24 protein-coding genes, 1 other RNA gene, 1 pseudogene and 1 riboswitch are annotated in these 25,834 nt (G+C 62.8%); of the genes and pseudogenes, 17 read left to right on the top strand and 9 right to left on the bottom strand.

Annotated features, from left to right (window positions below):
• Nucleotides 1–20: 20 nt before the first annotated feature.
• Nucleotides 21–452, top strand: an RNA gene (rnpB, locus tag AC1Q6J_RS02465) — RNase P RNA component class A.
• 295 nt (nucleotides 453–747) lie between these two features.
• Here the strand turns inward: rnpB and AC1Q6J_RS02460 are convergent.
• The 5 genes and pseudogenes from AC1Q6J_RS02460 to AC1Q6J_RS02440 form a co-directional block, all read right to left on the bottom strand.
• Nucleotides 748–1,209, bottom strand: a pseudogene (locus tag AC1Q6J_RS02460) (ATP-binding cassette domain-containing protein); the annotation flags it as partial.
• Between the two features lie 280 nt (nucleotides 1,210–1,489).
• Nucleotides 1,490–1,852: a Zn-ribbon domain-containing OB-fold protein gene (locus tag AC1Q6J_RS02455; RefSeq protein ID WP_492277753.1), complete on the bottom strand. Its 363-nt coding sequence runs from the start codon at nucleotides 1,850–1,852 to the stop codon at nucleotides 1,490–1,492.
• Nucleotides 1,849–2,985 carry a thiolase family protein gene (locus tag AC1Q6J_RS02450; RefSeq protein ID WP_492277752.1) on the bottom strand — a complete coding sequence of 379 codons (1,137 nt, stop codon included), beginning with the start codon at nucleotides 2,983–2,985 and terminating at the stop codon, nucleotides 1,849–1,851. Before AC1Q6J_RS02450 ends, AC1Q6J_RS02455 begins: the two co-directional genes overlap by 4 nt.
• A gap of 57 nt (nucleotides 2,986–3,042) precedes the next feature.
• Nucleotides 3,043–4,635 carry a DHA2 family efflux MFS transporter permease subunit gene (locus AC1Q6J_RS02445; protein WP_492277751.1) on the bottom strand — a complete coding sequence of 531 codons (1,593 nt, stop codon included), beginning with the start codon at nucleotides 4,633–4,635 and terminating at the stop codon, nucleotides 3,043–3,045.
• Nucleotides 4,636–4,677: 42 nt separating this feature from the next.
• Nucleotides 4,678–5,931, bottom strand: a complete 1,254-nt coding sequence (locus tag AC1Q6J_RS02440) for an HlyD family secretion protein (protein ID WP_492277750.1) — start codon at nucleotides 5,929–5,931, stop codon at nucleotides 4,678–4,680.
• A 204-nt stretch (nucleotides 5,932–6,135) separates the two neighbouring features.
• Between AC1Q6J_RS02440 and AC1Q6J_RS02435 the strand changes: the two genes are divergently transcribed.
• The gene (locus AC1Q6J_RS02435; protein WP_492277749.1) at nucleotides 6,136–6,768 is read left to right on the top strand and encodes a TetR/AcrR family transcriptional regulator; all 633 of its coding nucleotides are present in this window, start codon (nucleotides 6,136–6,138) and stop codon (nucleotides 6,766–6,768) included.
• Between the two features lie 9 nt (nucleotides 6,769–6,777).
• Here AC1Q6J_RS02435 and AC1Q6J_RS02430 read toward each other — a convergent pair whose 3' ends face one another.
• Nucleotides 6,778–8,019, bottom strand: a complete 1,242-nt coding sequence (locus tag AC1Q6J_RS02430; RefSeq protein WP_492277748.1) for an extensin-like domain-containing protein — start codon at nucleotides 8,017–8,019, stop codon at nucleotides 6,778–6,780.
• Nucleotides 8,020–8,367: 348 nt separating this feature from the next.
• On the opposite strand from AC1Q6J_RS02430, the gene AC1Q6J_RS02425 reads away from it, so the two are divergent.
• From AC1Q6J_RS02425 to AC1Q6J_RS02410, 4 genes are all read left to right on the top strand, one after another.
• Entirely contained in the window at nucleotides 8,368–9,411 is a 1,044-nt protein-coding gene (locus AC1Q6J_RS02425; protein WP_492277747.1) for an MBL fold metallo-hydrolase, read from the top strand.
• 181 nt (nucleotides 9,412–9,592) lie between these two features.
• The gene (locus AC1Q6J_RS02420) at nucleotides 9,593–11,155 is read left to right on the top strand and encodes a FecR family protein (protein WP_492277746.1); all 1,563 of its coding nucleotides are present in this window, start codon (nucleotides 9,593–9,595) and stop codon (nucleotides 11,153–11,155) included.
• Between the two features lie 85 nt (nucleotides 11,156–11,240).
• Entirely contained in the window at nucleotides 11,241–12,794 is a 1,554-nt protein-coding gene (locus tag AC1Q6J_RS02415) for a DUF4403 family protein (RefSeq protein WP_492277745.1), read from the top strand.
• Between the two features lie 226 nt (nucleotides 12,795–13,020).
• Nucleotides 13,021–13,518, top strand: a complete 498-nt coding sequence (locus tag AC1Q6J_RS02410; RefSeq protein ID WP_492277744.1) for a transglycosylase SLT domain-containing protein — start codon at nucleotides 13,021–13,023, stop codon at nucleotides 13,516–13,518.
• An 18-nt stretch (nucleotides 13,519–13,536) separates the two neighbouring features.
• Here AC1Q6J_RS02410 and AC1Q6J_RS02405 read toward each other — a convergent pair whose 3' ends face one another.
• Genes AC1Q6J_RS02405 through AC1Q6J_RS02395 form a run of 3 tightly spaced genes read right to left on the bottom strand, consistent with a single transcriptional unit; the run spans nucleotide 13,537 to nucleotide 17,980 of the window.
• Nucleotides 13,537–14,997 carry a hypothetical protein gene (locus tag AC1Q6J_RS02405; RefSeq protein WP_492277743.1) on the bottom strand — a complete coding sequence of 487 codons (1,461 nt, stop codon included), beginning with the start codon at nucleotides 14,995–14,997 and terminating at the stop codon, nucleotides 13,537–13,539.
• Entirely contained in the window at nucleotides 14,994–16,484 is a 1,491-nt protein-coding gene (locus AC1Q6J_RS02400; RefSeq protein ID WP_492277742.1) for a hypothetical protein, read from the bottom strand. Before AC1Q6J_RS02400 ends, AC1Q6J_RS02405 begins: the two co-directional genes overlap by 4 nt.
• Complete coding sequence (locus tag AC1Q6J_RS02395; RefSeq protein WP_492277741.1) at nucleotides 16,481–17,980, bottom strand: hypothetical protein; 1,500 nt, start codon at nucleotides 17,978–17,980, stop codon at nucleotides 16,481–16,483. Before AC1Q6J_RS02395 ends, AC1Q6J_RS02400 begins: the two co-directional genes overlap by 4 nt.
• A gap of 263 nt (nucleotides 17,981–18,243) precedes the next feature.
• A riboswitch (TPP riboswitch) is annotated at nucleotides 18,244–18,353 on the top strand.
• On the opposite strand from AC1Q6J_RS02395, the gene AC1Q6J_RS02390 reads away from it, so the two are divergent.
• From AC1Q6J_RS02390 to AC1Q6J_RS02340, 11 genes are all read left to right on the top strand, one after another.
• A complete protein-coding gene (locus AC1Q6J_RS02390; RefSeq protein WP_492277740.1) occupies nucleotides 18,342–19,361 on the top strand; it encodes an FAD-dependent oxidoreductase in 1,020 nt (339 codons plus the stop codon). Its footprint overlaps the riboswitch before it by 12 nt.
• The gene (gene thiS / locus AC1Q6J_RS02385) at nucleotides 19,352–19,549 is read left to right on the top strand and encodes a sulfur carrier protein ThiS (protein WP_492277739.1); all 198 of its coding nucleotides are present in this window, start codon (nucleotides 19,352–19,354) and stop codon (nucleotides 19,547–19,549) included. Before AC1Q6J_RS02390 ends, thiS begins: the two co-directional genes overlap by 10 nt.
• 168 nt (nucleotides 19,550–19,717) lie before the next feature.
• Complete coding sequence (locus AC1Q6J_RS02380) at nucleotides 19,718–20,500, top strand: thiazole synthase (RefSeq protein WP_492277738.1); 783 nt, start codon at nucleotides 19,718–19,720, stop codon at nucleotides 20,498–20,500.
• Nucleotides 20,487–21,095, top strand: a complete 609-nt coding sequence (locus AC1Q6J_RS02375) for a thiamine phosphate synthase (RefSeq protein ID WP_492277737.1) — start codon at nucleotides 20,487–20,489, stop codon at nucleotides 21,093–21,095. Before AC1Q6J_RS02380 ends, AC1Q6J_RS02375 begins: the two co-directional genes overlap by 14 nt.
• A 10-nt stretch (nucleotides 21,096–21,105) precedes the next feature.
• Nucleotides 21,106–21,492 (top strand): hypothetical protein, encoded by a 387-nt coding sequence (locus tag AC1Q6J_RS02370; protein WP_492277736.1) that lies wholly within the window; start codon nucleotides 21,106–21,108, stop codon nucleotides 21,490–21,492.
• A gap of 30 nt (nucleotides 21,493–21,522) precedes the next feature.
• Nucleotides 21,523–23,421 (top strand): phosphomethylpyrimidine synthase ThiC, encoded by a 1,899-nt coding sequence (gene thiC, locus AC1Q6J_RS02365; protein ID WP_492277735.1) that lies wholly within the window; start codon nucleotides 21,523–21,525, stop codon nucleotides 23,419–23,421.
• Nucleotides 23,422–23,431: 10 nt separating this feature from the next.
• On the top strand, nucleotides 23,432–23,722 hold the full coding sequence (locus AC1Q6J_RS02360; RefSeq protein WP_492277734.1) for a hypothetical protein: 291 nt from the start codon (nucleotides 23,432–23,434) through the stop codon (nucleotides 23,720–23,722).
• A 236-nt stretch (nucleotides 23,723–23,958) separates the two neighbouring features.
• Nucleotides 23,959–24,513, top strand: a complete 555-nt coding sequence (locus AC1Q6J_RS02355) for a dTDP-4-dehydrorhamnose 3,5-epimerase family protein (RefSeq protein WP_492277733.1) — start codon at nucleotides 23,959–23,961, stop codon at nucleotides 24,511–24,513.
• Nucleotides 24,514–24,551: 38 nt separating this feature from the next.
• Nucleotides 24,552–25,034, top strand: coding sequence for a YeeE/YedE family protein (locus tag AC1Q6J_RS02350; protein ID WP_492278143.1), 483 nt, complete (start codon nucleotides 24,552–24,554; stop codon nucleotides 25,032–25,034).
• A 2-nt stretch (nucleotides 25,035–25,036) separates the two neighbouring features.
• On the top strand, nucleotides 25,037–25,504 hold the full coding sequence (locus AC1Q6J_RS02345) for a DUF6691 family protein (protein ID WP_492277732.1): 468 nt from the start codon (nucleotides 25,037–25,039) through the stop codon (nucleotides 25,502–25,504).
• Nucleotides 25,505–25,601: 97 nt separating this feature from the next.
• Nucleotides 25,602–25,834 (top strand): collagen-like triple helix repeat-containing protein (locus AC1Q6J_RS02340; protein ID WP_492277731.1); only part of this gene is annotated, 233 nt, incomplete at its 3' end.

Here is a 25,834-nt window from a genome sequence, read left to right as displayed (position 1 = left end):
AACGCTCATGTCCTCTGGCGTCAGTCGGCTGGACGGCCGCCCCGGCAAGGATCGAAAGGTCGCCGGGGAGGAAAGTCCGGGCTCCATCGACATACGGTGCCGGATAACACCCGGCGGGGGCGACCCCAGGGAAAGTGCCACAGAGAACGAACCGCCTTCACTCCGGTGAAGGTAAGGGTGAAAAGGTGCGGTAAGAGCGCACCGCATCTCCGGCAACGGAGATGGCATGGCAAACCCCACCGGGAGCAAAACCGAATAGGGACGGCACAGTGGAAAGTTCGCTCCAGGCTAATACCCTGGTGCGATAACTCCGCGGGGCGATGTCAGGCCCGCTGTCCGGGTAGGTTGCTTGAGGCGCATGGTAACTTGCGTCCCAGAGGAATGGCCGTCACGTCTGCGTGGTGCGAACCATTCAGGCCCTACAGAACCCGGCTTACAGGCCGGCTGATATTGATCGCATGATCCGGAAAAGTGGAAACCGGTTTTCCGATAAGATCATGCGCAAGAATGAGGGGTTCGGCGGAATACGCCGGACCCCTCGCCATTTGGCTCCTGCTAGCCCGGCGCCGTGAAGGCGGACGAGGGCGCATCGCATTTCATGATCCTGACTCACGCTGAGGACTCCGCGCGCGCAGTCGCCAACCACATCACCAGCGTCGAAAAGCGTTACGTGTTAGACGGCTGCGCCGCAGGGTGACGAAGCCGGAACCTTTCGATTCCGGCCTCGCATTCTTGTGGGGCGAGGCCTTACTCGGCCGCCGATATGCGGTCGAGTTCGAGCACCTGCCGCTCGAACAGCGTGCGGTAGATGCCGCCGGGACGCCTGGCGAGCGACGCGTGCGTCCCCTCCTCGGCGATCCGGCCCCGGTCGAACACCAGGATGCGGTCGAGGCTGCGCACGGTCGAAAGACGGTGCGCGATCACGATCGCGGTGCGGCCCTGAATCAGGCGGTCCATTGCCTCCTGAATCAAAGCCTCCGATTCCGAGTCGAGGCTCGAGGTGGCCTCATCAAGGATCAGGATCGGCGCGTCCGCGAGGAAGGCGCGCGCCAGCGCCACACGCTGACGTTCGCCGCCCGACAACTTCACGCCGCGCTCACCCACCAGCGTCTCGTAACGCTTCGGCAGCCGCATGATGAAGTCATGGGCGTTGGCAAGCCGCGCCGCTTCCTCGATGTCGGCCATGCTGGCGCCCGGCCTCGCATAGGCGCCTCGGACAGACCATCGGAGAACCGATGGCAGCCGGTAACCTTGCGCGGAGGACCGCGGGGTTAACCGATGGGGTATCCGGATGCCGAGGCGCGAATGCGCATGACTCGCGGGGTCGCGATAAACGCAAACTTCAAATCCATGCGATCCTCCCGCGTTCGAGCAAACGCAGACTTACATTGCGCAAGCCGCTGATGATGTATTGGGCAATAATTGCGGCAAATTTTGTACCGGCCGTTTAAAATCCGGCAATGTCAGCGCGGCGACACGCCACACATGCTTATACCTTGACGAAATACGGCGTGCGCAGGCCGGTGAACGGCCTGAATTCTGCGACGACATGATCTCCGATGCGCAAATCGTTGTCGCCGTGCGCCATCATGCGAAAACCTTCCGCCATATCGATCAGCAGGATCGCATACGGCACGTGCGCCTTTGCTTCCGGCGTCGCGGCGCGCCGAACGATTGTCGCGGCATAGACCACGCCCTTGCCGCTTGCCTTGTAAGTTTGCGGCGAACCGTTGCCACATGCGGGACAAAACGCGCGGCGGAAATACCAGAGATGGCGGCAAGCATCGCACGACTGATAGAGAATCGCGTCGGCGCCGCCGGTCCAGCCCTTCATGTCAGCCGCTTCGCTCATCGCATCCGCTCCAGAAACATGCTGACATGAGAGGACATCACGCCGCCATCGCCATGGAGCAACGCCAGCGATGCGTCGCGCACCTGCCGCGGCCCTGCCCGGCCCGTCATCTGCAATTGCGTTTCGACCAGATGCGCCATCGCGCCGCCGCAACCGCAGTGGCCGTAACTTAAAAGCCCGCCGTGCGTGTTCAGCGGCAGCGCGCCTCCGATACCAAAATCGCCGGAGCGTGCGCGCGCCGCAGCCTCACCGCGCTTCGCGAGACCAAGCTCCTCGATCAGGATCGCGAGCGTGATGGTGAAGCTGTCGTAGATGCCGGCGTATTTGATACTGCGCGGATCGACGCCCGCCTTCTCCCCCGCCCGGCTCATCGCAACCGCCGCGCCGACATCCGAAAGCGACTTCGCCGCCGTCACATGCTGGTGCAGGTGCGCCTGCCCGCAACCCATGATGCGCACATGACGGTCGCCGGTCGGTTCGCGGCTGACAATGAAGGCCGCGCCACCGTCCGACACCGGACAGCAATCCAGCAGCTTCAGCGGCGAGGAAATCTCGCGCGACGCCATCACCTCGGCGACCGTGATCGGATCGTGAAACTGTGCGCCAGGATGCAGCATCGCATGCCGACGCATCAGCACCGCGAATTCCGCCATGTCCTCCTGCCTCAAGCCGTAGTCGTGCATATAGCGCGAGGCGAGCAGGCCGTAATAGGCGGGGATGGTCGGGCCGAGCGGCACTTCGTAGTCAGGATGGCCGACCTGCGCCAGCGTGCTCATCGCCGAATCGCGCGCCTGTCCGGTGAGACGGTTTTCACCCGCGACGACCAGAATTGTTTTCGCGACTCCCGCCTCGACCAGTTCATGCGCCAGCATTGCCATCGCAAGTCCGGTCGCGCCGCCGACCTGAATGGCATGTGCGTAGGATGGCTGCACGCCGAAATGCTCGGCGAATACAGTGGCCAGCATCAAATGGGGCATGGTGGTGGAATAGCCGGTCAGGAGGCCGTCGATATCCCCGCGCCTGAGGCCTGCATCCGATAGCGCGCCTTCGGCCGCCTCGGTCATCAGATCAAGCGTCGAGCGGCCTTCATGCTTTCCGAATGTGGTCAATCCGACGCCGCTGATGAAGCTCATTCGCCACTCGTGTCATTGAGATACCGTGCCGTGGTTTGCCACGGCTGCCGATGATCTTCAATGTGCGTCAGGCGGAGGGCCCATCATGTTGGGCTTCTTAACAAAGAACACCAGCGCGCTGAGCCCCAGATAGAAGCATGTCAGGATGAAGAAGGCGTCGCCAAAGCTCATAACCACAGCCTGCCGATGCACGATCATCGACAGTTGCTTCAGCGCCATCAGCGAGGCGTTGCCCGCCCCCTGGAATTTCTGGGTCAGCATGTTGAGCGTCTCGACCGCGACAGGGTTGCCCCATGTCACCCGATCATGAAGCCGCGAGATATGCAGGTCGGTGCGGCTGTCGAGCACGGTGTTGATGACGGCGAGACCGACCGCGCCGCCGAGATTTCGCGTCAGATTGAACAGACCCGATGCGTTTTTCAGCCGCGAGGGCGCCAGCGTGCCGAGCGCGATGTTGTTGACCGGCACCATCGCCATCATGATGCCGACGCCGCGCAAAATCTGCGGCACCAGCAGCTCATAGAAGTCATAGTCACGCGTGATTCCGGTCATCATCCAGGAACTGACCGCGAAGATGACCAGTCCCGCGGCAATCATCACCCGCAGATCGGCCTTCGTCATCAATCGCCCGATAATCGGCGCACTAACAAACATCGCCGCACCGGACACAAACACTGTCTCACCAATCATCAGGGCACTGTAGCCGCGCACTTCGGCGAGATAGCGCGGATAAATGTAGGTCAGACCGTATAGCCCGATGCCGACGCAGAACGAGAACATGCAGCCAAGCGCGAAGTTGCGGTCGGTGAAGGCCCGGATATCGACAATCGGCTCCTTCTGCGTCAGCGCACGATAGAAGAAAATCATGGCAGAGATCACGCAGACGATCGCGAAGAAAAAGATCGACTCGTCCTGAAGCCAGTCGTTACGCGGCCCCTCTTCCAGCACATATTCGAGCGAGCCGAGGAACCCGGCCATCGAGGCCAGCCCCCACCAGTCGAAATGCTCGAGCAGTTCGAAGTGCGGCTTGTCGAAATCCACCAGCGCCAGCACACCGATGGTGATGCCGATGCCGGGAACGATGTTGATGAAGAACAGCCAGTGCCACGACATCAGGTCGGTGATGTAACCGCCGACCGTCGGGCCGATGGTCGGCGCCAGCGTGGCGACAAGACCGATGATTGGGCCGACAATGTGAAACTTGTTGCGCGGGAAAACCGTGTAGGCCGACGCGAATACGGTCGGGATCATGCCGGCGCCAACGAATCCCTGGATCGCGCGCCACAGGATCATCTGCTCGATGGTCGAGGTCAGACCGCACATGAAGCTCGCGAAAGTAAAACCCGCGGCGGAAATCGCGAACAGCAGCCGCGTGCCGAACGCACGCGACAGGAATCCCGAGAGCGGGATCGCGATCACTTCTGCGATCAGGTACGAGGTCTGCACCCATGCGACTTCGCTGGTGCTGGCCGACAGGCCGGCCTGGATTTCGGACAGCGATGCCGAGACGATCTGGATGTCCAGGATCGACATGAACATCCCGAACACCATGATGAGAAACGCGATCAGCCGGCGTGTGCTGATCGTTTCCGCCGGAGCCGGTGCGGCCGGGGCGCCATCCATGGCCGGCGATGCGGTGTTCGACGCCATCACACTGTCCCTGGGGTCCGCGATGCCAGACCGCGCACGCGGTTATCGCGCGGCGATCGGATCGACGCCGTCCGGATTCGGCTTGGTGTTGACCGTGGTGATCACCGACATGCCGGGCCGCAGCAGGTTTTCACGCGCCACGGAGAACGGCACGCGGATGCGAACCGGCACGCGCTGAACCACCTTGGTGAAGTTACCGGTCGCATTGTCCGGAGGCAGCAGCGTGAACACCGAACCCGACGCCGGTGCGAGACTGTCGACGATGCCCTTGATGGTGCGCCCGGACACCGCATCGACCGTGATCGAAACCGGCTGCCCCGCCTTCAGACGGCCAAGCTGCGTTTCCTTGTAGTTGGCGTCGATATAGACGTCGTCGATCGGAACGACATTGGCGAGCCGCTGGCCCGGCTGCACATAGTCGCCGACATTGACGATGCGGTTGGAAAAGATGCCGTCGACCGGCGCACGCACCACCGTAAATGAGAGATCGCGCACGGCCTTGGCGAGCGCCGCGCGCAGTTCCTGCAACTGGCCTTCGGCTTCCGCCTTCTGCGCCTTGATGACATCGATCTGGGTCTGCGCCGCGTCCAGCGCAGCCTTTGCACCTTGCACCGCAGCCAGCGCCTGATCGCGACCGGCTTGCGAGACGTCGAAGGTCGCCTTCGAAGCGAAGCCCTTTGTGCTCAGGCTTTCCTGACGCGCGAAGTCCGCCTCCGCACGCTTGATGGCAGCCTCTGCCGAAACCAGTTGCGCCTGTGCCTGCTCGGCCGCGCTTTCCTGTGCCTTGGCCTGACGTCCGATGCGCGCAATGGTCGCTTCCTGGGTCGTAACCTTGGCCCGCGCGCTCTCGACCGCGAGCTGATAATCGCCGTCGTCGATCTGGAACACGACGTTACCGGCGCCGACGCGCGCGTTGTCGCCCACCATCACCTTTGCAATGTGCCCGGCAATCTTCGCGCCCATGGTAGAGTTATTGGCGCGGACATAGGCGTCGTCGGTGGTGACCATGTAACGGCCAACGACCACGTAGTGGTAACCGAAGTAGATGCCGGCGAGCGCAGCAACCGCGCCGACGCCGACCAGAACGCGCCTGCGCGCCGCGGATTTCGGTTTCGCGGACGCACCTTCCATATCGGCGGAAGGCGGCGCTTCAGGCGATACGGTGGCCGGTTCTTCCGCAGGGCGCGAACGCTGCTCGATCTGCGCCACCGGAACGGCGCGCGATGCATCGGTGTCGGATGCGTCAGGCTCGGGGTGGACAACCCTTGCAACCTGATCTCGGGCAGGCACGGCCATAACGGCCTCCATAATTTTTAAAACTCAAACACAAGCGGCAGGTGCCCAGCGCCCGAAGGCAGCGCTCGGTCTGCGACAAAATTATCATTGACCGAACGGTTCGGTCAAATGTAAATTTGAATGATACTTGGATACCGCAGCCTGGGTTCCCGCACTGTTTCCAGCGGCGCGATCCACAGCGAAACGAACGAACAGACTAAACAAATGGTTGCACAGACCCACCTTTCGGTCGCTTCCGGCGACGAGGACAGCGCCAAGCGTCACCAGATCATGGATGGCGCGCGGCGAGTGTTCATGGATCTGGGTTTCGACGGCGCCAGCATGAACGAGATCGCCCGCGCCGCGGGTGTCTCCAAGGGCACGCTCTACGTCTACTTCACCGACAAGAACCGGCTGTTCGAAGCCATCGTCGAGCGGGAAAGCCTTGAACACGGCAAGAAGGCGTTCAATTTCGACCCGACGCAGGACGCTGAAACGAGCCTGCGCGCTTTTGGCCGCGCTTATATTGAAATCGTCTGCCGGCCGGATGGCGGCTCGGCGGTCAGAACCGTGATGGCCATCGCCGAACGGATGCCCGACGTCGGCCGCCGGTTTTATGACCGCGTCATCGCCCATACGATGCGCCTCCTTGCGAACTACCTTGAGGCACGGGTCAGGGTCAAAGAACTCGCGATCGACAACTGCGAACTTGCTGCCGCGCAGTATATGAGAATGTGCCAGGCGACGTTGTTCGAGCCTTACGTCTTTCAGGCCAAGCCTGCACCCACGAAAGAACAGATCGCAACGGTGGTCGACAGCGCGGCGCGGGTTTTCCTCGCCGCCTATCGCGCCCGCTAGGAACCGGGGTCAGCGATCCTTGATCCGGGATTCATCTTCGATCGAGTCCCGGTCTTCCTTCGACAGCGGGCCGCGCGCGAACATCCGCTTCACGCGCTGTCCGATCGAACCGGTGACGCCGCCATCACGCAACGCATAGCCGCGCGGTGCGGCGCGCGCGGCAATCTCCTCACCTGACACCGCCGCCGGCTGGCAGATGATGCGTCCGCTGGCGCGGCGCATCAGATCGACGTGAATGTGATCGTAGTGATAGACGTTCGATCCCGGCGCCAGCACGGTGTTGAACGTCTGACAAGCAGCGGCCTGCACGTCGCGCAGGAAGCCCTGCTCTTCCGGCAAGCCCTTCCAGCCGTCCTTCACAGAAATACGCCGTCCGTCCGCGAGCGTGAATGAGGCGATGTCGAGCGCATTGCCGAAGGCATGTTCGGAAATATGCGCGCGCGAGTTTCCGTTCATGCCGCGGCATGAGTAGGCCGAAATCTGCTTGATCTCCGCGACCGGCGATCCGAACCAGCGCTGCGCCGCAGGCTGAACCGCGTCCGCCAGCCAGCGGTCGAGCGCGGATACAATCGGGCATGCCAGCGTCGCGGTTGGCTTCATCGCGACAGCGCCAAACCGGTTCACCGGCGAACCCTGCGAAGGGCCAAGGCGCGGCGGTGTGTAGGGCTGGCTCGCGGGAGGATAAGGCTGCGCCGCATAGGGCGCGCGGGTTTGCGGGCGGCTGATCGTCGGCGACGCGGAGTCAGGTGCCGCCGCCAGATCTTCTTCGTCAGGCGGCTCTGTTCCAGGCGCATTCAACCGCATCGGCGCGCCGGCCTGCGCAGGATACGACGACGAACGCGCCTCCGGATACGGCTGCTGCGATGGATAAGATGACGACGGATAAGACGGTGGCTGCGACGACGAATAAGATGGCTGATAGGCCGGAGACTGCGGTTGCGAGACCGGCCAGCGCGGCTGGTTGCCGATGCTTCCGGGCGGACGCAGATCGTCTGCATAACCGAGGCTGCTCATTCCCTCGCCCAGTGCCGCCACCTTCAACGGGAACTCAGCGCCGCAGGCACCGGGACCGGAAATCGGATCGATGCGAACGAGATCCGCCGTCTCCTTGACCGCGCCGGACTTCAGACACGCCTTCTCCGCCTCAGCCCGCCAGGGTTCGCGTTCGGCGGTCATGAACCCCCGGCCGCAACCCGCCAGCGCAACGAGGACAAGGGAGCCGACTACGAACCAACTCACTCCACGCGTCATCCGCGCAAGTTCACCGAAGATAATTAAGGACTCTTCAACGCATTGTTATTCAAGCTTTTTTAACCATGTTGAAGCGCCGCGGCCGGCGATCAGTCAGCAGGTCTGACTTTTTTGGGCGGGGAACGTCTTGGTAGCGTCCGCGTTACATGACCCAGCGTTGAGCCAAGGGAGATTCCCCATGACCATCGTCGGACCTCTGAGCGTCGTTGCAGCGTATGCGTCGTTTATTCTGGTTGGCGCGATCGTGCTGGGCATGTTCTAGACGGGAATGCCACCACTGATTGGATCATCAGATCGAGTGAGGCGGTCCACCCTTGATCGCCCACGGAAATCTGCAATCATGGTTCCATGATTTTCCGACAGCTCTTTGACAGCGTTTCCAGCACTTACACCTATCTTCTTGCGAGCCGCCGAGGCGGCGAAGCACTGATCATCGATCCTGTGCTGGAAAAGGTCGACCGCTACATCCAGCTTCTGCATGACCTTGATCTCAAGCTGATCAAGGCAGTCGATACCCATATCCATGCCGACCACATCACCGGGCTCGGTGCGCTGCGCGACAAGACCCATTGCATCACTGTGATGGGCGAGCAGAGCGGCGTCGATGTCGTCTCGATGCGCGTCTCCGACGGCGACAAGATCGATATCGAGGGCCTCAGCCTCGACGTGCTCTATACGCCGGGCCACACTGATGATTCCTACAGCTTCATCCTGCCCGACCGGGTGTTCACCGGCGACACGCTGCTCATTCGCGGTACCGGCCGCACCGACTTCCAGAACGGCGACCCTCGCGCGCAATACGAATCGATCTTCGGCCGGCTGCTGAAGCTGCCCGACCAGACGCTGATCTTTCCGGCGCACGACTACAAGGGCGACACGGTCTCGACCATCGGCGAGGAAAAGGCCTGCAATCCACGGCTTCAGGTCAAGTCGATCGATCAATACGTCGACCTGATGAACAGCCTGCACCTGCCGAATCCGAAGATGATGGATGTGGCGGTGCCGGCCAACCTGCATATGGGCCTGGCGCAAGACGAAGTCGCGCGGCGCGGCTGGGCGCTGACGGCATCGCAAGCCAGGGACTTGGCGGGCCGGCCCGATGTGGTTCTCATCGATCTGCGCGAACGGCGCGAGCGCGAAAAACACGGCGTCATTCCGGGCTCGCTGCATGCGCCCTACCCTGCTCTGGAAGACAACGTGAAGCCCGGCGGCGTGCTTCACCAACTCGGCACGACCACCAGCAATCAGTTGCTGTTCTATTGCGCGTTCGGCGAACGCTCCGCGATGGCCGTGCAGGCCGCGCAGGAAGCCGGGCTCACCACTGCCCGTCATATCCAGGGCGGCATCGAGGCCTGGCGCATCGCTGGTGGCCGGATCGCGCCGGAGCGATGACGCGCGGGGTTTGAACCTTTCGCGCTCCTGCGTACACATAAAGAGGCACACTGGGAAACGCCGACATCATCCCCCCATAAATGCAATGGAAAGCGGCTCCAACGGATCGCATGGCGTTGCATCGTCCTGCGAGGGCTGCCAAAAACAGCCGTTGCGGGCCTTCCGATTGCTCCTTGAGCAGGTGAATATTTTGACGCGTTCTACCCTGCTCGTTGCATCGATGCTGTGCGGCCTCGCCTTCGCGCCCGCTCATGCGGCACAAACCATTCGGCTCGCACAAGCAACTCCCGCACAACCGGCGAGCCCCGCACCTGCGCCAGCGGATTCGTCCGCAACTCCTCCGCAAACGAGCCAACCCGCGCCAGCCGACCAGCCCGCAGCTGATGCGTCTCAATCAGCCGCCGATGAACCCGCGGGCAACGTCGCCACCCTGAAAGGCACCGCGACGGTCACGCGGGGCGGCATGACCGGTCCGCTGAAACTGCAAGATGAAATTTTCAAGGGCGACATTCTTCAGACCGCAAAGAATTCGACACTTGGCGTAACATTCTCTGACGACACAACGCTCAACCTCTCCGCGAGTTCGCGCGTTGTCGTGGACAATTTCGTCTACCAGGAAGGGGCGAAGGACAACGCCGCGCTTCTCAATGTCACGCGCGGCACCATGGCTTTCGTCGCCGCCGCTGTTGCCAAGACCGGCGACATGAAAATCGAAACGCCGACCGCAACGCTCGGCATTCGCGGCACGACCGGTGTCGTCGAAGTGCCGGAAGGCGCTGCGGCCAGTACCGCCAATGCCAACAACGTCGGGATCAAACTTTATCCAGATGCCGATGGCAGGGTCGGCCGCATCGATGTCAGGGGCCGCGACGGCGCGCCGCTCGGCATGCTGACACAGGCCGCGAGCGGATTCACCGTGCGTGGCACGATGGTGCCGGGCTTCGGCATGCGCATGTCGGCAATGCCGATGGTGATGTCCGCACAGATGATCGCGCGCGATCGCGGGTTCATGCAGCGCGTTCACACCATGCAGGGCATCGGGCGCAACATCGTCTTGCAGCAGCGCAACTTCCGCATGCAGAATCCGAACCGTCCGCCGGCCTTCGGACGGCCCGGCTTCAATCAACGCGGCGGACTTAACCAACCCGGACAGCGCGGCGGTCTCAACCAGCCCGGCCAACGCCCCGGTTTGAATCAACCGGGTCAACGTGGCGGCCTTAATCAAAACCAACCGGGCCTGAACAATAGACCAGGTCAGCCGAACCATCCTGGCCTGCGCAATCAACCCGGGCACCCCAATCGTCCGGGCCTGAACCAACCAGGCCAGCCGGGACGGCCGGGTCTGCAAAACCAGCCGGGGCAGCGCGGCAATTTGCAACCAGGCTTGCAGCGGCAGCCCGGCAATCTTCCCGGTCAGCCCGGACCTCAGCGCACGCCCGGCGCACCGGGTCAGTTGGGTTCAAGGCCACCTCTGCCGAACCAGCCGGGACTCGCAAACCGGCCCGGACTTCAACAACACCCCGGCGTGCCGGGCGGATTCCAGCGGCCATCTACAGTGCCCAGCGCACCGGCGATGCAAGGCCCGGCGGGAATTCTCAACCGGCTCGGTGTGCCGAATCGTCTCGGCATCCCGCAGGTGCCCTCCGCAGCACCCCGTCCCGGCCAGCCGGCAATCCCTGCCTTGCAGAAAAAGCTACCGCAAACGCCGAAGGACAAGCTGCCGCCGAAAGAGTTGCTCCGGTAGGTTGATCCATACCGCCGCCCCGCGCGGGGTGGCGTGCATCGGACGCGGGCTGTAGCATCGCCGTTGTGATGCTGCCGGAGTCGTTATGCGCTTGAAATTCATCCTGCTCGGGTTGGCGGTGCTTGTCGCATCGTTCGCCGCCAGTCTTTACGTGATGAACAGGTTCTGGCCGGCCGAGGTTCAGAAACCGGTGTTGGCGAAACTGCCGCCGCTCCCGCCGGTCTCGCGCAATTCCGAAATCCTGACGCCGATTTCCATATCGATCGCCGCGCTCCGCGACGGGCTCGATCGCGCCGCGCCGCACAATGTCGGCGGCAAGGCGGACAATCCCGTCAGCCAGATTCTTCAGAACGCCGACATCAACTGGACAGTGACGCGCGGGCCGATTGCCGCAAGCGGCGTGCAGAACGCGCTGTCGCTGTCGACACCGCTCGACGGCAAGCTGACGGTGCTTGGCTCGCTGTCAGCAGCAAGCGGCACCGCGCTCGGCAATGCCCTGGGGAACGTGCTCGGCAGCAACGCCGTCAAGCAACTCGGCAGCGTGTCGATCAAGCAGTTCAACGCCAGCGCTGCCATCCACGGCAATGTCGCCATCACATCGCGCCCCGAAGTTCTGCGGGAGTGGCGCATCGATCCGAAACTGACCGCTCAGGTCTCGATCGGCGACAGCAGCCTGACCATCGCCGGCGCGAAAGTCGCGGTGCCGGCGCAGGTCAAGCCGGTGATCGACAAGACCGTCAACGAACAGATGGCACAGTTGCAGGCGCGGCTGCGTAACGACCGCTCGCTCGAACAGAACGCCCGGCGCGAATGGACGAAACTCTGCCGCTCGATTCCGCTGCCGCCGGCGGCAGCCGGAATGCCGACACTCTGGCTGGAGATGCGCCCGGTTCGTGCTATGGCGGCGCAGCCGCGCATCGATCCCAACTCGGTGAACTTCATGCTCGGCTTGCAGGCAGAGACGCGCGTTCTCCCGACCGAGACCAAACCGGATTGCCCCTTCCCGGCAAGTCTCGACATCGTACCGCCGCCGGATCGCGGCCGCGTTGCCATTGGGGTTCCGATCGATCTGCCCTTCACCGAAGTCAACAAGATCGTCGAGGTGCAACTGAAGGGCCGCACCTTTCCTGAAGACGGCAGCGGCTCGGTCGATGTCACGGTAAAAAGCGCAAATGTCACCGCCGCCGGTCAGCGGCTGTTGATCTCGCTGCTCGTCAACGCCAAAGAGAAAAAGAGCTTCCTCGGACTCGGCGGGGAAGCGACGATCCACATCTGGGGCCGCCCGGTGCTGGATCAGGCGCAGCAAATCCTGCGGCTGACCGATCTCGAACTCGCGGTCGAATCCGATTCCGCATTCGGCTTGCTCGGCGCCGCTGCGCGTCCGGCGATCCCATATTTGCAGCGTGCGCTCGAGCAGCGCGCCACCATCGATCTGAAAACATTCGCGGCCAACGCGCAGCAGAAAATTTCGGCGATCGTCGCGGACTTCCGCAAGAACGATGAAGGCATTCGCGTCGAAGCCTCGGTGTCGAGCGTGCGTCTCGGAAGCATCGCGTTCGATTCCAACACGCTGCGCATCATCGCCGAAGCCGAAGGTTCGATCAGCGTGGCCGTGACATCGCTGCCGAATTTGCAGTGAATGCCCGCGCATAGCTCGTCCGCGCATTCGCATAGCTGCAAGCCGCTCATATCAGTGCGTTAATTTCCGCGAGTTCCCGCGTTAATTCTTACGACACTTTCTCTCCACATTTGCTCCGCATTGGAACCGCTCGCGCCCGTTGCCATTGAGCCGGGCCCCTCGTCGCGCCGGCACAGATGCCCGCGCTGAACCCATCCCCCAAAATTCATCGCTGAGGATTTACATCATGAAACGATTCCTGCTCGCCGCAGCCGCGGCGATGATGCTGATTCATCCCGCCAGCGCCCAGCGCGCCAACTACGAGTCGATGGTCGCCAGTCACGCCGCCGCAAACGGCGTTCCCGCGGAACTCGTGCATCGCGTGATCGTGCGCGAGAGCCGCTACAATCCGCGCGCCGTCAGCAAGGGCAACTACGGCATGATGCAGATCAAGCTCGCGACCGCGCGCGGGCTTGGCTACACCGGCTCTGCGCAGGGCTTGCTCGATCCCGACACCAATCTCACCTACGCCGTGAAGTATCTCGCCGGCGCGTATCAGGCGGCGGGCGGTAACCACAACCGTGCGGTCGCCTACTACGCCGGCGGCTATTACTATGCGGCGAAGCGTCAGGGATTGCTGCCGCGTCAGCAGATGCAGACACAGGCCGAACCGTCGATCACGCTGTTCGACGCGAATGCGCAGGAGATTCCGCGCCGCGCGCGGCGGCATCGCCATCATCACTGATAAGAGAACAGGCCGGCTTCAGTTCGAAGCCGGCTTTATTTCCGGCTCGGCTGAGTGGCGCGCCGACAGATCGCGCACATGCGCCACGACATTGTCGTCGGCGAAGACCTTGCGCCAGCCGTCGACATGATCGAGCAGTTGCGCGGCCGGCGTCCCCCGCCACAGCAGCGTCGCATCGATGCGATGTGACTTGAGCATGCCGAACAATGCGTCGGGACTCTTCAGCATCATGGCACGGTCGAGCTCCACCATGAAGTGCTCGCCGTAAAGTTCGGTCCGCCCGTCGATCGCAACCGGAACTCCCGACCAGATCAGGTAGCCGCCAAGGTCGTAATCGTTCAGCACGCGCGACACGCCGCGCTCTTTCAATGCTGCAACGGCGGGCGCGATGCCCGACGGCGGCGCGTATCGACCCGGCACAATAACGAACGCCGTGCCGGCGATTACGAGCACCAGTGCTACCAAAGCAGGTATCGGACGCAACCGCGTGCAATTCGATGGCGCCACCGCCACCTGTCCGAAGCGGGCTGCCAGGGGCGCAGCCAGTACGATCGGCAGTAGCAGCGCCAGCACGGTCGCATTGCGTGCGCTCGCCAGCGCCATGTGAAGCAGCCCGAGCATCAGCACGATCTGCATCAGCGGGAGCTTCAACCCCTTGAACAGGATCGCTCCCAGCCCAAGCAGCAGAACACCCTCGAAAGCGCCAAAGCGCGTGAAGTCGGCCGGTCGCCATTCAGTAATCATCGACAGCGCCGCGCCGAGATTGAGAATGTTGCGGGCCGCGAGCAGCGAATTCCAGCCATAGGGCGTGATGCAGCTCGCCGCCAGCGCAACCAGTCCAAACACGAACCAGCGTAGCAGCAACTGCGCGCGCGCCGGCCGCTCTACCCTCATCACAGCGTCGAGCGCGATCGCCCCGATCAACACCAGGCCGAAGACAAAACTGCCGTGAAGATTCGCCCAGAGGGTCATGAGCGGCAGCAGCCAGAACGATGGCGCGCCGCCACGGTCGGCCGCCGCGATCAGGCCCGCGACCCAGGCCACCATCACCGGCAAGGCCAGCGCGTGCGGCCGCACCAGAAAGTGCGGCGAGGCAACAGCGAGCGCCGCCATCAGAAGAGCGAGGACGATAAAAGTATCCAAACGCCGTTCAAGAAACCGTGCGAGCAGCGCAAATGCCGCCGCGATCGACACCGCGGTCAACACCACCGGACCGGCCCAGCCCGCGACCGAGAAAGCGAGCGCGTAACAAGTTTGAGCCAGCCACTGCGTCGATATCCACGGCTGGCCGTGCATCGTGAAGGAAAAGATATCCGTTCGCGGAACGGCGGCGTTATCGAGAATCCACTGCCCAACCCTGATCTGCCAGAACGTGTCGGGATCGGCCAGCATGCGATTGCCCAGCGCGAGCAATCCCGCGTAGATGCACACGCCCGCCACCAGCCACTTTGCCGTAACGCCGCTGGTTTGCGTCGTCATCGCGCCGTGCCTTCCGGCGGTTTTACGTTGGGCTCTGCGGTGTGACGCGCATTCACATCGCGGACGTGAACAACGACATCGTCGTCGGCGAAGACCTTGCGCCAGCCATCGATCTGATCGAGCAACTGGGCTCCCGGTGTCGTCCGCCGCAGCAGCGTCGCGTCGATCCTGTACCGCTCCAGCAGGTCGAAGAAGCTTGCCGGATTGCGCAAACCTCTTGCCGCGCTGTGCTCAACCACAAATTTCTCGCCGTACAGTTCGGTGCGGCCATCGATGTAAGGCACCACACCCCGCGAGATCAGGTAACCGCCGAAATCGTAATCGTTGAACACCCGCTTCGCCTGATGCTGCTTCAATGCCTGCACCGCCGCGACCGGTGACATGTTTTCCGCCGGGCGATACTGGCCCATGGCAAGCGCCGCCACTGTCATCCCGAGCACCAGCACCACCGTGAGCGCCGTCGCGAAACCATGGGGCTGCGGAAAGGTCAGGCCGGCGTCGCTGCGCCCGCCGAACTGTGCGGCGAGCGGCGCGGCAACCACCATCGGCCCGAGAAGTGCAAACACGTCTGCGTTGCGGATGTGCGCCAGCGCCATATACAGCAGGCCGACAAACAGCACCGTGCGCATCAACGGCAGCTTCACACCCTTGAGGAATGCAAGCACGATAATCAGTAGTGCTCCAGCCTCCAGCGGGCCGAGGAAACTGAAATCGGCCGGCGCCCATTCGCGGATCAGGGTCAGCGCCTCGCCGAGATTGAGAATGGCGCGCGCCGCCAGCAGCGAATTCCAGCCGTAGGGCGTGAGGCAGCTCGCCGCCAGCGCAACGAGACCAAACGCGAACCAGCGCAATAACAGCCGCTGCCGCGCCGGCGCTTCGACGTTCAGCACCGCGTCCAGCGCGATCGGGCCGATCAGCATCAGGCCGAGAACGAACCCGCCGTGGAGGTTCGACCACAGCGTCATCAGCAGCACCAGCACGAATGGCGGTGCTTGCCGGCGTTCAGCTGCCGACAACAATGCCGCAACCCACGCCACCATCACCGGCAGCGCGAGAGCATGCGGCCGCGCGTAGAAATGCGGGAGTCCGACGAGGAACGATGCGGGAAGCAGGATCATCACCGGCGTGTCGCCGAAGTAGCGAACCAGGAAGCGCGTCAGCAGCATGTATGTCACGGAGATCGACAGAGCCGTCAACGCGACGAGGCCAGCCCATCCGAACCATCCATAGATCTGGCTGAAGATCACCTGCGCCAGCCACTGCGTGGACATCCAGGGCTGGCCTTGCATCGTGAACGAATATACATCGGTCACCGGCACTGTGCGGTGATCGACCATCCACTGCCCGACCGCAACCTGCCAGAATGTATCGGGATCGATCAGCAGCCGGTTACCCGCACTGAGCAGCACGGCGTAGACGATGAGGCCGACCCACAGTGGCAGCGTGCATCGTTGCGCCGGTGCTGCGTCGATCGCCTGAATGCTCATCGGCGAATGCCTTCCGGTTTGATTGTTGAATTCCCCGCGCCAGGCCTGCGAACATGAACGATAGCTATGTCGTCGGTATAAATGCGCTGCCAGCCATCGAGCCGGTCAAGAAGTCCGGCCGCAGGTGTGTCCGGTGTCAGCAGCGTGGCATCGATCTTGTAGCTGTCGAGCAGGCCGAGAAATCCGTCGACATCCCGGAGCGCAAGCGCATCGAACGTCTTCACGAGGAACGGCGCGCCATAGAGTTCGCCGCGCCCATCGAAGAAGGCCGGAATGCCCTGCGTGATGAGATAGCCGCCGAAGCCGGCATTGTGGAGAATCCGCGCCGCTTTGCGCGCCTTCAATACATCGACTGCGGCGGCCGGTGTCTGTGCAACCATCGGTGTAAAGGTATGTTTTGCGGCAAAGGCCGCTGTAGCGACAGCAACAGCGAGGATCGCACCGACAACACCAGCCACGCTTCCCGTCCACAGAGCAGCACGCTTGGACCTCCCAAGCTGCGCGGCAAGCGGACCAGCTACCACCAATGGCGTCAGCAGCGCGAACACTTCGATATTGCGGTTATGCGACAGCGCCATGTGCAGCAGGCCGAGTACCAGCAGGATGCGCGGCGGTGACAGCACAATGCCGCGCCAGAGCACCAGGGCCAGCGCCGTCAGCAGGCAAATCTCGAACACGCCGAGGCTGCTGAAATCGGCAGGCTGCCATTCGGCGATCAGCGGCATCGCCGCACCGAGATCAAGAATCTGGCGCGCGGCCAGCAGCGAATTCCAGCCGTAGGGCGTGATCCAGCTTGCAACCAGCGCACAGACGCCGAACGCCGCCCACCGCAGCGCCACCGAGACGCGCTGCGATGCATCCGCATTCCACAATGCATCGAAAGCAAACGGCGCGATCAGCGCGAGCCCGAGTACGAAGCCGCCATGCAGATTCGCCCACAACGTAATGAGCGGCAGCATCCAGAACGACGGCGCCCGGCGCGCATCGCCGGCGTTCACCAGACCGTAAACCCACGCCACCATCACCGGCAGCACCAGCAAATGCGGGCGTGCGACGAAATGATGCGCGGACACCAGAACCGCGGCCATCGCCACGATGACCGCATGCACCGCCGAGAAATACCGGCACAGGATATGGACCAGCAACGCGAATGCCGCCGCCGTTCCAAGCGCGGCAAGGATCACCGGTCCTGCCCAGCCGGCCACTGCATACGATGCCGCATAAAGAACCTGCGCCAGCCACGACGATGATATCCAGGGTGTGCCAAATTTCGTGAACGAGTAGATATCGGTATGAGGCAACGCGCGATGATCGATGATCGATTGACCGACAACGATCTGCCAATAGGTGTCGGCATCCTGAAGCGACCGGTTGCCGCCGATCACCATCAGCAGGAACAGCACGGCGCCGAACCACAGCCATGCCGGCACCTGGCCGAGGATTCTCTCGGCCGTGCCCGGCTTGTGCCCGATGTGATCGAGACCGGCGATACTCATCAATAATCCTGAATCGCGGAACCTGTTTCCGCGACCTAACCACCGGCGGCATAATTCCGGGTAAACTCAGCCCCGGTCTCCCCCCGGAAATCGGCGCGAAATGCTCTCGAATCGCGTCGCGGCAAGGTCAACGAACCCTTACCTGCTTTGTTCTGCGCTGCCTTTGCGATGCGAAATACGGAAACGCGTTTCCACAATGCGGAAAAGCCATGCCACATCGCGGGTCAGGCCATTGAAACCCCGGATCATCGGGGCTATCGTATTGATGTTCCGAGGGGGGCTCCGGCGTGGAGCTGAGATACCGCATGATGCGCGGTGACCCTTTGAACCTGATCCGGGTCATGCCGGCGAAGGGACAGGGATGCTACAGAAAGCCAAATCTCCGCGAGGGGAATCTTCCATCAATATTATCGGTGCGGGCATTGCCGGCTCTTGGCAGGCACTGCTGTTCGCGCGCGCGGGTTACGACGTCACGCTGCACGAGCGCAGCGACGCGGCGATGATGCAGGCAACCAGCCACTGGGCCGGCGGCATGCTGGCGCCGTGGTGCGAACGCGAAGGCTCCGAGCCGGTCATCACCCGCCTCGGCATCCGCTCGCTCGATTTGTGGCGTGAACAGCTTCCCGAGACGCCGTTCAATGGTTCGCTGGTGGTGGCGCATCCGCGCGACCGCGCCGATTTCGAGCGCTTCGCAAGGCTGACGACCGACCACGACCGCCTCGATGCCGATGGCATCGCCAGGCTTGAACCGTCTCTCGACGGGCGTTTTCGCGAGGCACTGTTCTTTCCCGGCGAAGGTCACGTCGAGCCGCGCACCGTATTGCCGAAACTGCATGCGAAACTCACCGAGGCTGGCGCAACGATCAAATTCGAGAGCGATTGCGATCCCGACAAGATCACATCCGGCATCGTGATCGATTGCCGTGGTCTCGGCGCACGCGACAAACATCCCGACCTGCGCGGCGTCAAGGGCGAGATGATCGTGATCGAAACACCCGATGTGCAGCTGTCGCGCCCGATCCGCTTCCTCCATCCGCGCTGGACGCTTTATGTGATCCCGCGTGACGGGAACCGCTTCATGCTCGGCGCCACCTCCATCGAGAGCGAGGATACCGGCGTCAGCGTGCGATCGGCGCTCGAATTGCTGAGCGCCGCCTATGCGGTGCATCCGGCGTTCGGCGAAGCACGCATTCTCGAATTCGGCGCGGGCCTGCGCCCCGCCTTCCCCGACAACCTGCCGCGCATTGCCATCGACAGCACACGCATCTCCGTCAACGGGCTCTATCGCCACGGCTTCCTGCTGGCGCCGGCCCTTGCGGAACTGACTCTGGCCTATGTCGAGCGCGGCGCCATCGACAACGAGGTGATGCAATGTTCCTGATCGTCAACGGCGAACGCGTCGAGACCAAAGCCACGCACGTCGATGCTCTTCTGGCCGAACTCGACTACGAAGGCACCCATCTGGCGGTCGCGGTGAACTACGACGTGGTGCCGCGCGCGCGCTGGGCCGAGACGCCGCTGAACGACAACGACGCGGTGGAAATCCTCACGCCACGGCAGGGAGGGTAAAATGAAGTCTCTCTACTGGTCGTCCCAGCGATACACCGCTCCATCTGCTCCCCTCCCCCTTGCGGGGAGGGAGCGGGGGTGGGGGCACCACAAACACCGTCCTTGCGGCTCACCCCCCTCCCCAACCCTCCCCCGCAAGGGGGGAGGGAGCTACGCGAGGAAAACATCATGCTGAAATTTTACAGCAAGGAATTCTCCTCGCGCCTTTTGATCGGCAGCGCGCTGTATCCTTCGCCGAAAATCATGCAGGACGCGATCCGCGCAAGCGGTAGCCAGATCGTCACGGTCTCCGTGCGCCGCGAAACCGCAGGCGGCAAGACCGGCGATCAGTTCTGGTCACTGATCCGCGAACTGAAAGTCACGGTGCTGCCCAACACCGCCGGCTGCAAGTCGGTGCGTGAGGCGGTGACCACCGCGAAGCTGGCGCGCGAACTGTTCAACACGCCGTGGATCAAGCTGGAAGTGATCGCCGACGACGAGACGCTGCAACCTGACGTGGTCGGCCTCGTTGAAGCCGCCGCCATCCTGATCAAGGACGGCTTCGAGGTGTTCCCCTATTGCACCGAGGATCTGAGTGTCGCGCAGCGGCTCGTCGATGCCGGCTGCAAGGTGGTGATGCCGTGGGCCTCGCCGATCGGCAGCGCGCGTGGCATCACCAACCGCGATGCGCTGAAGCTGCTGCGCGCCCGCCTGCCGGACATCACGCTCGTGATCGATGCGGGTATTGGCGCGCCATCGCACGCCGCCGAGGCCCTTGAGCTTGGCTTTGATGCCGTGCTGCTCAATACCGCCATCGCCAAGGCCGACAATCCGGTCGCCATGGGCAACGCCTTCCGCCTCGCCGTGGAAGCAGGCCGCGCCGGATATGAATCTGGATTAATGGGCGCGCGCGATTTCGCCTCTCCTTCAACCCCTGTCGTTGGGACACCATTCTGGCATGCCGTATCCTGATCGCTTTTATCCCGTGGTCGACAGCGTAGCTTGGGTCGCGCGGCTGACCAAACTTGGCGCCGGCACCATTCAGTTACGCGCGAAGAATCTCGATGACGCCGCGGCGCTCGCCATTGTCCGCGAGGCCCTCGCCGTCACCAAAGGCACGCCGACCAAACTCGTGGTCAATGATTACTGGCGCGCGGCCATCGACGCCGGCGCGCAGCATCTGCATCTCGGCCAGGAAGACCTCGACACCGCCGATGTTCACGCCATCCGCCGCGCCGGGCTGACGCTCGGTCTTTCGACGCATGATGAAACCGAGCTGGACAATGCGCTCGCCTACAAGCCCGACTACATCGCCCTCGGCCCGATCTACGAGACGACGCTGAAGAAAATGCGTTTCGCGCCGCAGGGCGTCGAGCGCATCACCGCCTGGAAGCTGCTGATCGGCGACATCCCGCTGGTCGCCATCGGCGGCATCAAGCTCGAACAGGCTGAAATGATTTTTGCCGCCGGCGCGAATTCCATCGCCGTCGTCAGCGATGTGACCCAGAACGCCGATCCGGATGCGCGCGTGCGCGCCTGGCTGGCGGATTATTCAGAGGCAGCATAGGAGAGCGGCGATGCAGACGTCGATCCTTATCGCAAGGCTGATTGGCCCGGTGATGCTCGCGGTTGGCATCGCCGTGCTTGTCAATGGCCGTGCGTTCCGCAGCATCGCGGAAGACTTCATGGCAAACCGCGCCCTGATGTTCGTCAGCGGCATGCTCGCCATGCTGGCGGGCGTCGCGATCATCGTCACGCACAATGTCTGGATCGCCGACTGGCGCGGACTGATCACGGTGTTTGGCTGGCTGACCGCGATCGGCGGAGCGTTCCGCCTGATCGTGCCGCAACTCGTCGTTGAGCGCGGCCGCATGATGATGAAGCAGTCTTTTATGCCGGTCGTCGCCGGAGCGATCTGGGCCGCGATGGGCTTGCTGTTTTGCTTTTTTGGATTTTTTCGCTGAACAAACTCACCTCCGAACGGGAGAAACGCCATGAACAAGCCCATCGCAACCGCCGACCTGAAACCCGCGGTGACCACCGGCGGCCTGACGTCGTCGCGCAAGATTTACGTGACGCCCGATGAGGCCCCCGATCTCAAGGTCCCTCTGCGTGAAATCATCCTGTCGGAAGGCGCAGGCGAACCCAATCTGCCGGTGTACGACACCTCCGGTCCCTACACCGATCCGAACGTCATCATCGACGTCAATGCGGGTCTTTCCCGCTCGCGCATCGCGTGGGTGAAGGAGCGCGGCGGCATCGAGGAATACGAAGGCCGCGAGATCAAGGCCGAGGACAATGGCAATGTCGGCGCATCCCATGCCGCTGCCGCTTTCAAGGCGCACCACAAGCCGATCCGCGGGCTCAGTGATGCGCCGATCACCCAGCTTGAATTCGCACGCAAGGGCATCATCACCAAGGAGATGATCTACGTCGCGGCGCGCGAGAATCTCGGGCGCAAGCAGCAGTTGGAGTGCGCGGAAGCGGCACTTGCCGACGGCGAGTCGTTCGGCGCCGAAGTGCCCGCGTTCATCACCCCGGAATTCGTGCGCAGCGAGATCGCCCGCGGCCGCGCGATCATTCCCTGCAACATCAACCACGCCGAACTGGAGCCGATGATCATCGGCCGCAACTTCCTGACCAAGATCAATGCCAACATCGGCAACTCGGCGGTGACGTCGTCGGTCGAGGAAGAAGTCGACAAGATGGTGTGGGCGATCCGCTGGGGCGCCGACACCGTGATGGACCTTTCCACCGGCCGCAACATCCACACCACGCGCGAATGGATATTGCGCAACGCGCCGATCCCGATCGGCACCGTACCGATCTATCAGGCGCTGGAGAAGTGCGACGGCGATCCGGTCAAGCTGACCTGGGAGCTTTACAAGGACACGCTGATCGAACAGTGCGAACAGGGCGTCGACTACTTCACCATCCATGCCGGCGTGCGCCTGCCGTACATCCACCTCACCGCCAACCGCGTCACCGGCATCGTTTCGCGCGGCGGCTCAATCATGGCGAAGTGGTGCCTCGCGCATCACAAGGAGAGTTTCCTCTACACCCACTTCGACGAGATCTGCGATCTGATGCGCAAGTATGACGTGTCGTTCTCGCTGGGCGATGGCCTGCGTCCCGGCTCGATCGCCGACGCCAACGACCGCGCGCAGTTCGCCGAACTCGAAACGCTCGGAGAGTTGACGAAGATCGCGTGGGACAAGGGCTGTCAGGTGATGATCGAGGGCCCCGGCCATGTGCCGATGCACAAGATCAAGATCAACATGGACAAGCAGCTCAAGGAGTGCGGCGAAGCGCCGTTCTACACCCTCGGGCCGCTGACCACGGACATCGCGCCGGGTTACGATCACATCACTTCGGGCATCGGCGCGGCGATGATCGGCTGGTTCGGCTGCGCGATGCTCTGCTATGTCACGCCGAAGGAGCATCTCGGCCTGCCGAACCGCGACGACGTCAAGGTCGGCGTCATCACCTACAAGATCGCGGCGCATGCCTCCGATCTGGCCAAGGGCCATCCGGCGGCGCAACTGCGCGACGATGCGCTGAGCCGCGCGCGCTTCGATTTCCGCTGGGAAGACCAGTTCAACCTCGGCCTCGATCCGGACACCGCGCGCAGCTATCATGATGAGACGCTGCCGAAGGAAGCGCACAAGGTCGCGCATTTCTGCTCGATGTGCGGCCCGAAGTTCTGCTCGATGAAGATCACGCAGGACGTGCGCGACTACGCGGCGACGCTGAACGATCCGAAAGGCGTCGGCATGTCGATCTCCGGCGTGATCGAGGACGGCATGGCGCAAATGAGCGAGAAGTTCGTCAAGATGGGCGGGCAGGTCTATGTCGAAGCGGACGCGGTGAAGGAAAGCAACAAGGTGTTGTGAGGCAGTTCAGATGAATGCACTTGAAAAAAATATCGCAGTGGCGCGAGGGGAAACGCTCGCCGCCAGCCTTTTGGCCTCTGCGGCGCTTCAGACGCTATTTATGATTATTTCTGCTGGTGACCGCGAGAATATTTTGAAAAGCGTTACCGCTTACATTGATGACACACTCAATATAAGTGGCCCCGGAAAGGGGAATGCGAACGATGAATTTAATACGCAACTGCGGGAAACTGCTCGGTTCATGGCAACGCAACATCTGGACGGGATCATGTCCATGATCCGTAACTCAAGTAAGCCATAAGCGGCGAGATTTGGCGCAACGAACTCACCGCGCCCTATACAGGGCGCTTTGACGCGCGTGATTAGACAACTAAAGGGCGGTGCTGTTTCTACCCTTTAGTTCCGAATTAGCGAGCGTAGCCCGGATGGAGCAAAGCGCAATCCGGGGTTACCTCACGCCCCACCCGTATTCTGCCCTGCTTCTTAAGCGCCACGAATTTGGTGTATACGTCCGCCTTCACATCAGGCGACACTCCTATGACCACCTCAAACAATACCACCCCCGGCCACGCTCTCACCCCGGACGATTTCGTGCAGGACAAGCCGGTTGCGGCGGCGCAGGCTCCTGCCGCAACGCCTGTCGCCGATCAGATCGACGGCGTCACCGTGACGCCGCTGGTCGCGCATGGAGATAATCGCGGCGCGCTGACCGAACTCCTCACCACACGCGACGGCCCGATCGAGCCGATTGTGCATGTCTATGAAGTGGAAGCGAAAGCCGGATCACTCCGCGGCTGGGTGTATCATCGCCATCAATTCGACCGGCTGGCTTTTACACGTGGCCGGTTCCGAATCGTGCTGTATGACATCCGGCAGGACAGCCCGACCTTCAACAAGCTTTCGGTTCTGAGCCTCGGCACGGAGCGGCCGGGCCTGCTGCGTATTCCGCCCTTGGTCGTCCACGCGGTACAAAATCTCGGCGAAAACGCGACGTTCATCAACATGCCGACCAGGGTTTACGATCCCCGCGATCCGGACAAGGCCCGCCTGCCGCTCGGCGACCCGCGCATTCCGTTCAGCTTCCAGGACTGACTTCCTGTGATTGCCGATCAAGAAGATGACGGCGCGCAATCGCGCGTCATGGTAGACTTGAAGGCGATGCGGCACGCCGCGATGGAGCGACCATGCATAACCTCACACCACTCTCCGGACTCATCGGCGGCGCGCTGATCGGGCTTGCCGCTGCGATGCTGATGCTGCTGACGGGGCGCATTGCAGGGATCAGCGGAATCCTCGGTGGGATTCTTTCACCCGTGATGGGCGATCGCGGCTGGCGGCTCGCCTTCATCGCGGGTCTGATCGCAGCGCCGCTGCTCGCGTCATTCTTCACCGGCGCGGCACTGCCCTCGCCCGCCATGCCCGCGAGCCTGATTGTGATCGTCATCGCCGGTCTGCTGGTCGGCTTCGGCAGCCGCATGGGCGGCGGCTGCACGTCGGGGCATGGCGTCTGCGGCACCGCACGGTTGTCCGCGCGTTCGCTGGTTGCCACCGCCGTTTTCATGATCGCGGCGATTATCACCGTCGCCATCGCGCGCCACATGATCGGAGGCTGACCATGCCGCTTTTTCTCGTAAGCTTTGCCTGCGGACTCATTTTCGGCGCGGGCCTTCTGATCTCCGGCATGACCGACACGGGAAAAGTGCTCGGCTTCCTCGATCTGTTCGGCGCGTGGGACGCGACACTGGCTTTCGTGATGGCCGGCGCCGTCGCGGTCTCAAGCATTGGCTTCGCGCTGGCAAAGCGGCGCAGCGGACCTGTCTTCGCTACGCAAAATCTCTGGCCGACGCGCAAGGACATCGACGCGCCGCTGGTGATGGGCGCTGTGCTGTTCGGGATCGGCTGGGGTCTGGTCGGTCTTTGCCCCGGCCCGGCGCTGGTGAACCTCGCCGGTCTCGGTCTTCCGGTGATCGCCTTCGTCGCCGCGATGGCCGCCGGGATGCTGGGTCATGACGCATGGACCAGATCCCGCGCATCCGCGCACGAGACCGCGCAAGCCACTATTGCCGCAGGCGGAGACGGCTAGCGCCGCCGATTTCAAAGGCTGCGTCCTTCCGCTGAATTATGGCAGTCATGAAAACGCTGCTAGAAGGACGGCGGAGCAAATCATTTGGAGTGCAGACGTGGCGAACGACGCGACCTCACGGCAACCTCGGAGCGGACCGCAAGGCCCGCAGGGCAAACCCGGAAAGCCGGGACCGCAAGGACATCCGGGCCGGCCCGGGCCGGAAGGTCCGCGCGGCAAGCCGGGCATGCCGGGTAAAGCGGGACCGCAGGGCAAGCGCGGCGAAGCCGGACCGTCAGGCAAGGCCGGCGCGCTGGGTGCGCGCGGCGCGGAAGGGCCTCAGGGCAAGCA

This window comes from Afipia sp. MLSD5-FHT05B12 (assembly GCF_058793355.1).
The sequence above is the reverse complement of the archived record's forward strand: the minus strand, read 5'-3'. Positions and strand labels throughout refer to the sequence as shown.